7 protein-coding genes are annotated in these 6,441 nt (G+C 51.9%); 3 read left to right on the top strand and 4 right to left on the bottom strand.

Annotation, left to right across the window (positions count from 1 at the left end):
* From EA14781_RS21390 to yihV, 4 genes are all read right to left on the bottom strand, one after another.
* On the bottom strand, nt 1-725 hold a 725-nt coding region (locus EA14781_RS21390; protein ID WP_042336228.1), incomplete at its 3' end, for a virulence factor BrkB family protein.
* Nucleotides 719-1,318, bottom strand: a complete 600-nt coding sequence (gene yihX / locus EA14781_RS21385) for a glucose-1-phosphatase (protein WP_002460585.1) — start codon at nt 1,316-1,318, stop codon at nt 719-721. The genes EA14781_RS21390 and yihX, both read right to left, overlap by 7 nt.
* A 98-nt stretch (nt 1,319-1,416) precedes the next feature.
* A complete protein-coding gene (locus tag EA14781_RS21380; RefSeq protein ID WP_000059671.1) occupies nt 1,417-2,202 on the bottom strand; it encodes a DeoR/GlpR family DNA-binding transcription regulator in 786 nt (261 codons plus the stop codon).
* Nucleotides 2,203-2,235: 33 nt separating this feature from the next.
* Nucleotides 2,236-3,132: a sulfofructose kinase gene (gene yihV / locus EA14781_RS21375; RefSeq protein ID WP_000618046.1), complete on the bottom strand. Its 897-nt coding sequence runs from the start codon at nt 3,130-3,132 to the stop codon at nt 2,236-2,238.
* Nucleotides 3,133-3,299: 167 nt separating this feature from the next.
* On the opposite strand from yihV, the gene yihU reads away from it, so the two are divergent.
* From yihU to yihS, 3 genes are read left to right on the top strand one after another with little or no spacing between them, the layout of a single operon-like run.
* Entirely contained in the window at nt 3,300-4,196 is an 897-nt protein-coding gene (yihU, locus tag EA14781_RS21370; protein ID WP_000718906.1) for a sulfolactaldehyde 3-reductase, read from the top strand.
* Nucleotides 4,197-4,219: 23 nt separating this feature from the next.
* On the top strand, nt 4,220-5,098 hold the full coding sequence (gene yihT / locus EA14781_RS21365; protein ID WP_001046471.1) for a sulfofructosephosphate aldolase: 879 nt from the start codon (nt 4,220-4,222) through the stop codon (nt 5,096-5,098).
* A gap of 15 nt (nt 5,099-5,113) precedes the next feature.
* Complete coding sequence (gene yihS / locus EA14781_RS21360) at nt 5,114-6,355, top strand: sulfoquinovose isomerase (protein ID WP_000870910.1); 1,242 nt, start codon at nt 5,114-5,116, stop codon at nt 6,353-6,355.
* The last annotated feature ends 86 nt before the right edge of the window (nt 6,356-6,441 follow it).

Genomic DNA, 6,441 nt, shown 5'->3' with positions numbered 1-6,441 from the left:
CCAATAAGCTGATATGACGGGAACATGGTGATATATAGCGCGAAACCTTTTTTTCCTGCTTCGAACAGGAGTGCGGCGACAAACGCACCGACAATCGCGTCGCGGTTGGGGACGCGGATGGTAGGAACAATGCTGTACAGCAGCCAGAAGGAGATCCACGACAACAGCAGCGGAAAAATACGCAGCACATTGTCGATAACGGTATTGAGATCGCTCGCCCAGCGCAGGGAAAGCAGATAGGAACTGATCGCCAGACTGGCCCCCGCCAGCAGCGGCCCCAGCGTCAGGATCATCCAGTACACCGCAAACGAGTAAATTTTGGGTCGCGCCCGTTTACTTCGCCAGATGGCATTCAACGCACTATCGATGGAGTACATCAACAATAACGCCGTGACGATCAGGCCACATGCCCCAACAGCAGTCATCTTGTTGGAATTGGCGACAAACTGTTCGATATATCGCTGAATAACATCGCCAGTAGCAGGCAGAAAGTTGGCGAAGATAAAGTGACGCAACTGAATGCTGACGTCGGAAAACATGGGAAAAGCGGCGAAAAGCGCAAAAACAACGGCAACCAGCGGCACTAATGAGAGTAACGACACATAGGCAAGATTACCTGCCAGGGTTGTCATGTTGTCCTCATCAATGCGTTGCCAGAGTAGTTTCAGCCAGGCCCATAGCGGACGGGTATGATGCCTGGCTTTATCCTGAATGTTTTTTAGCATAACACTTTCGCGAAATAGTCCGGGATAGTGGTTTTATCTTTCACCAGAATGCTGGTAATGCCCAGTTGATTAGCCCCTTCTATATTATCGGCGTTATCGTCAAAAAAGACCGTATCGTCAGGTGAAAATCCTTCTGCCTGTAAAACGTGCTGGTAAATTCGCGCTTCGGGTTTGCGCATACCCAATTCTTGCGACAGATAGATATGGTCGGCAGCATCACGGATTTCCGGGTATTCTTCTGGCCAGAAGGTAGTATGCAGGCGGTTAGTATTGGAAAGCACCACTACGCGATGCCCCTGCTCACGCAGTTTATGCATGATAGCGATCACTTCCGGGCGTAGCGCGACAAATACCGCCTGCCAACCGTGGGAGAACTGCTCATAGCTTAGCGGTAGAGCCATCTCATGACACAGCGCCTCTGCGAACGCTTCGTCACTGATCTCCCCGCGCTCATGCTGATGAAATGCCTCGCCCATATGAAAACTCTTCTTAAGCGTAGCCAGCGGTATACGCGTTAAATCGCTCCACGTTCCCAGCACACGGTTGAAGTCGATATCGACAATCACATTACCTAAATCAAAGATATAGAGCATTTTTGCCTCCTTTCTCGCCACAAGAAATTAACTGTAGCGGGAAAGGATGAGTTTGGCTATGAGGTCAGGCGCGAAGCCAGGTTAACGGTCACAAAAATCTATGCATCGTCCTGGGGAAGGATGATTTCGATTTGGCTGTCCTGTAAGCGCGATTTTAAGGCGGCAGGCGGTTCCTCGTCGGTAAAAAGCGCGGTGACCTGCGCCACATTACCAATCTCTACCGCTGCGGAAGCGTGATACTTCGTATGATCGGCGACCAACAGAATATTTCTGGCGTGCGCCATCATCGTTTTCACCACGTTGGCTTCATTCACATCGAACTCCATCAACGCGCCATCACTCTCAATCGCACCCACGCTTGCCACCAGATAATCCGCGCGAAAATCAGCAACAAACGACGCTGCAGAAGGGCCAATGATCCCGCTATTATGCGAACGCAATATACCGCCAGGCACCATCACTTCAAAGCGCGGATTATGATAAAGAATATGCGCCACACGCAGGCTGTTAGTAATAATCCGCAGATGGTTATGGTTAAGTAACGCTCGGGCTACGTGCTCCACCGTGGTGCCGATAGTGATAAAAATTGTCGAACCATCAGGAATATAGTCGGCCACCGCTTCGGCAATGGCTTTTTTTTCCTCTGTCTGCGAAACCTCACGCTGTTCGAATGCCATGTTGACGACGCTGGAGGCCCGACCCGCACCACCATGATGGCGCGTAATCAGTCCTTGTTCGCTCAATTTACGAATATCCCGGCGGACCGTCTGCGTGGAAACATCCAACAGATTCGCCAGCTCATCGATATTCATATACCCACGCTCCGCAATCAGCATGAGAAGTTGGTCGTGCCGCGGGTTACCGGTCAATTCGGTAAGACTCATGGGAATTCCTCGAAAAACCATCACCCTGGCATTTTATACAAAAAGTGACAAAAAAGATCGGGTTTGATCACAGTCAGGGATCCCAGCTCTGCCACCAGGACGCGTACATTTCAGCGCTGCAACGCCGCTGGCAAACCGGACTGACTCCGCTAACGTCCCGCCAGTCGCCAGCGCCACCGCTAATGCGCCGTGAAAAACATCACCTGCGCCAGTGGTATCCACAACATCAACACTGAATGCGGGTTGATGCTGACGGCCGCCGTTTTCCAGCCAGTCGCACCCTGCGCTTCCTTTGGTAACATAAACATGACCATTTGTGAGCATTTGCGCTTGTTTTAGCGCACTCGCCATCTCGTTCACGCCCGTTAAGCGCACCAGTCCCGGTTCTGAGAAAGCCGCGTGATCGCTTAACGCCACCAGCTCGCTGATATCCTGCGGCGTAATATCACCATCCAGTACAGTTATCACGCCTGCCTGCCGCGCCAGGGTGAACGCTTTTTTCGCCCCGTCATGCCAACGCACATCCGCCAGCACAACATCCCACTGAGAAAAATCGATATCCACTAGCCACTCAGCGTCAGGAAGTAAATCCGGGCTTGGGTAGTTAATGATTATCCGCTCGCCTTTGGCATCTACCATGATGGCGGACTGCGAGGATTTCGCCTGCCGATACCGTTTGGTGTAACGGGTGTTAACTCCCCAGGATTCCAGCTCTACCAGTAAGCTGTTGCCAATATCGTCATCACCGACGCGACCAATAAAATCAACCTGCGCTCCCAGTCTGGCCGCCGCAACCGCAGCCGTAGCCGCTGGCCCGCCGCCCACTTCCTGATAATTTTTCGCCACATATTTACCGCTCTCTGTCGGTAACCCTTCCACGTAATAGATGCGATCCATCACGGTAATACCTACACAAGCAATACGAATCATGGTCATTCCTTAATCACTTTTGAATGTATTCATTTTAATTTCACCAATTGTTTAAAGAGTGACGACTGTCAATTTTTTGACCATAAATTACAAATACGATCAAAAACAGACAGTAAAAACGCATTACAAATGACATAAATTGACAAAATCGTCATCAGGAGAGGGTTATGGCAGCAATCGCATTCATCGGCTTAGGGCAAATGGGTTCGCCTATGGCGAGCAATTTACTGCGGCAGGGACACCAGCTTCGCGTATTCGATGTCAACCCAGAGGCCGTACAGCATCTGGTAGAAAAAGGGGCAACTCCTGCCGCCAATCCAGCGCAAGCAGCGATCGATGCTGAATTTATCATCACTATGTTGCCGAATGGCGATCTGGTACGCAGCGTGCTATTTGGGGAAAACGGCGTTTGCGAGAGTTTATCTGCCAATGCGCTGGTCATTGATATGTCAACCATCCACCCGCTGCAAACCGATAAATTAATTGCTGATATGCATGCCAGAGGCTTCAGCCTGATGGATGTGCCAGTAGGTCGAACTTCCGCGAATGCTATTACCGGCACCCTGCTGCTACTCGCTGGCGGCACCGCTGAACAAGTTGAGCGCGCTACACCAGTGCTGATGGCGATGGGCAGCGAGTTGATCAACACGGGCGGTCCGGGCATGGGGATCCGCGTCAAACTGATCAACAACTACATGAGCATCGCGCTCAATGCGCTGTCGGCTGAAGCCGCCGTACTGTGTGAAGCCCTGAATCTTTCCTTCAATGTTGCCGTCAAGGTGATGAGCGGCACCGCCGCTGGAAAAGGCCACTTCACCACCAGTTGGCCGAACAAAGTCCTGAGCGGGGATCTTTCTCCCGCTTTCATGATCGATCTCGCCCATAAGGATCTTGGTATCGCCCTTGATGTCGCTAACCAGTTGCATGTGCCGATGCCACTGGGGGCCGCTTCACGGGAGGTTTATAGCCAGGCGCGCGCAGCAGGTCGTGGTCGCCAGGACTGGTCCGCCATTCTGGAACAGGTCCGTGTCAGCGCCGGGATGACTGCCAACGTAAAAATGTAACGACTGGATAAAGGAAAAAATGAATGAATAAGTACACCATCAACGACATTACGCGTGCATCAGGCGGTTTTGCCATGCTGGCGGTCGATCAGCGTGAAGCCATGCGCATGATGTTTGCTGCGGCAGGCGAAAAATCGCCGGTGGCCGACAGCGTACTGACCAATTTCAAAGTTAACGCCGCAAAAACGCTTTCGCCTTATGCCTCAGCCATTCTGGTGGATCAACAGTTCTGCTATCGCCAGGTGGTTGAGCAAAACGCGATTGCCAAAAATTGCGCCATGATTGTCGCCGCCGATGAGTTTATTCCAGGCAACGGTATTCCGGTGGATAGCGTGGTGATTGACCGCAAAATCAACCCATTACAGATCAAACAGGACGGCGGCAAAGCTCTGAAACTGCTGGTGCTCTGGCGTAGTGATGAAGATGCACAACAACGCCTGGAGATGGTGAAAGAGTTCAACGAATTGTGTCACTCACACGGTCTGGTGAGCATCATTGAGCCTGTCGTCCGCCCACCGCGTCGTGGCGATAAATTCGATCGCGAACAAGCAATCATCGATGCCGCAAAAGAGCTTGGCGACAGCGGCGCCGATCTCTACAAAGTCGAAATGCCGCTTTACGGCAAAGGTCCACAACAAGAGCTTCTCAGCGCTTCACAACGTCTGAACGAGCATATCAATATGCCCTGGGTGATCCTCTCTTCCGGCGTCGACGAAAAACTGTTCCCGCGTGCCGTGCGTGTAGCAATGACGGCGGGCGCATCTGGATTCCTGGCAGGTCGTGCAGTGTGGGCATCGGTCGTTGGTTTACCAGATAGTGAGCTAATGCTACGTGACGTTTGCGCACCAAAATTGCAACAACTTGGCAATATCGTCGACGAAATGATGGCTAAACGCCGTTAATATGAGGATAAAGGAATGAAATGGTTTAATACCTTGAGCCACAACCGTTGGCTGGAACAGGAAACCGATCGCATCTTTGATTTTGGTAAAAACTCCGTAGTACCGACTGGCTTTGGCTGGCTGGGTAATAAAGGGCAAATCAAAGAAGAAATGGGCACACATTTATGGATCACCGCCCGTATGCTTCACGTCTATTCCGTTGCTGCCGCGATGGGCCGCCCTGGCGCTTATTCACTGGTTGATCACGGTATCAAAGCGATGAACGGCGCACTGCGCGATAAAAAATATGGCGGCTGGTATGCCTGCGTGAATGATGAAGGCGTAGTGGATGCTTCCAAACAGGGTTATCAACACTTTTTTGCTCTGCTGGGGGCTGCCAGCGCCGTCACAACAGGCCACCCGGAAGCCCGTAAACTGCTCGATTACACCATTGAGATCATCGAGAAATATTTCTGGAGTGAAGAAGAGCAGATGTGCCTTGAGTCCTGGGACGAAGCCTTCAGTAAAACCGAAGAGTATCGCGGCGGCAATGCCAACATGCATGCAGTGGAAGCCTTCCTGATTGTTTATGACGTCACCCACGACAAAAAATGGCTGGATCGTGCGATTCGCGTGGCTTCCGTCATTATTCACGACGTCGCCAGAAATAATCATTACCGCGTCAACGAACACTTCGATACGCAGTGGAAACCTATTCCTGATTACAACAAAGATAACCCTGCTCACCGCTTCCGCGCGTTCGGTGGTACGCCGGGACACTGGATTGAGTGGGGCCGCTTGATGCTGCATATCCATGCCGCACTGGAAGCCCGCTGCGAACAGCCTCCAGCCTGGCTGCTGGAAGATGCCAAAGGCCTGTTCAATGCCACCATCCGCGACGCCTGGGCGCCCGATGGCGCAGACGGAATTGTTTATACCGTTGACTGGGAAGGCAAACCGGTTGTCCGCGAACGTGTGCGTTGGCCTATCGTCGAAGCGATGGGTACGGCTTACGCGCTCTACACCGTCACCGGCGATCGCCAGTACGAAACCTGGTATCAGACATGGTGGGAGTACTGCATTAAGTATCTGATGGACTATGAAAATGGTTCGTGGTGGCAGGAGCTGGACGCAGACAATAAGGTCACCACCAAAGTCTGGGACGGTAAACAGGATATCTACCACCTGCTGCACTGCCTGGTGATCCCACGTATCCCGTTAGCGCCAGGTCTGGCTCCAGCAGTTGCGGCGGGTCTGCTGGACGTGAATGCCAAATAACTGATCTGAAAAACGGCATACCAAACTGCGTGTCGGATATGCCGTTATTTAATAAGGCGTCTCGTATGCGAATAACCAATATGCGG

It is taken from the genome of Escherichia albertii NBRC 107761 = DSM 17582 (genome assembly GCF_000759775.1).
Taxonomy (GTDB): Bacteria; Pseudomonadota; Gammaproteobacteria; order Enterobacterales; family Enterobacteriaceae; genus Escherichia; species Escherichia albertii.
Note: the sequence above shows the minus strand (reverse complement) of the source record. Positions and strands in the feature narration are given on the sequence as shown.

Bases quoted from the DNA above. Each gene is read 5' to 3' on its own strand.
- yihX (WP_002460585.1), bottom strand. From the start codon at position 1,318: ATGCTCTATATCTTTGATTTAGGTAATGTGATTGTCGATATCGACTTC.
- EA14781_RS21380 (WP_000059671.1), bottom strand. From the start codon at position 2,202: ATGAGTCTTACCGAATTGACCGGTAACCCGCGGCACGACCAACTTCTC.
- yihV (WP_000618046.1), bottom strand. From the start codon at position 3,132: ATGATTCGTATTGCTTGTGTAGGTATTACCGTGATGGATCGCATCTAT.
- yihU (WP_000718906.1), top strand. From the start codon at position 3,300: ATGGCAGCAATCGCATTCATCGGCTTAGGGCAAATGGGTTCGCCTATG.
- yihT (WP_001046471.1), top strand. From the start codon at position 4,220: ATGAATAAGTACACCATCAACGACATTACGCGTGCATCAGGCGGTTTT.
- yihS (WP_000870910.1), top strand. From the start codon at position 5,114: ATGAAATGGTTTAATACCTTGAGCCACAACCGTTGGCTGGAACAGGAA.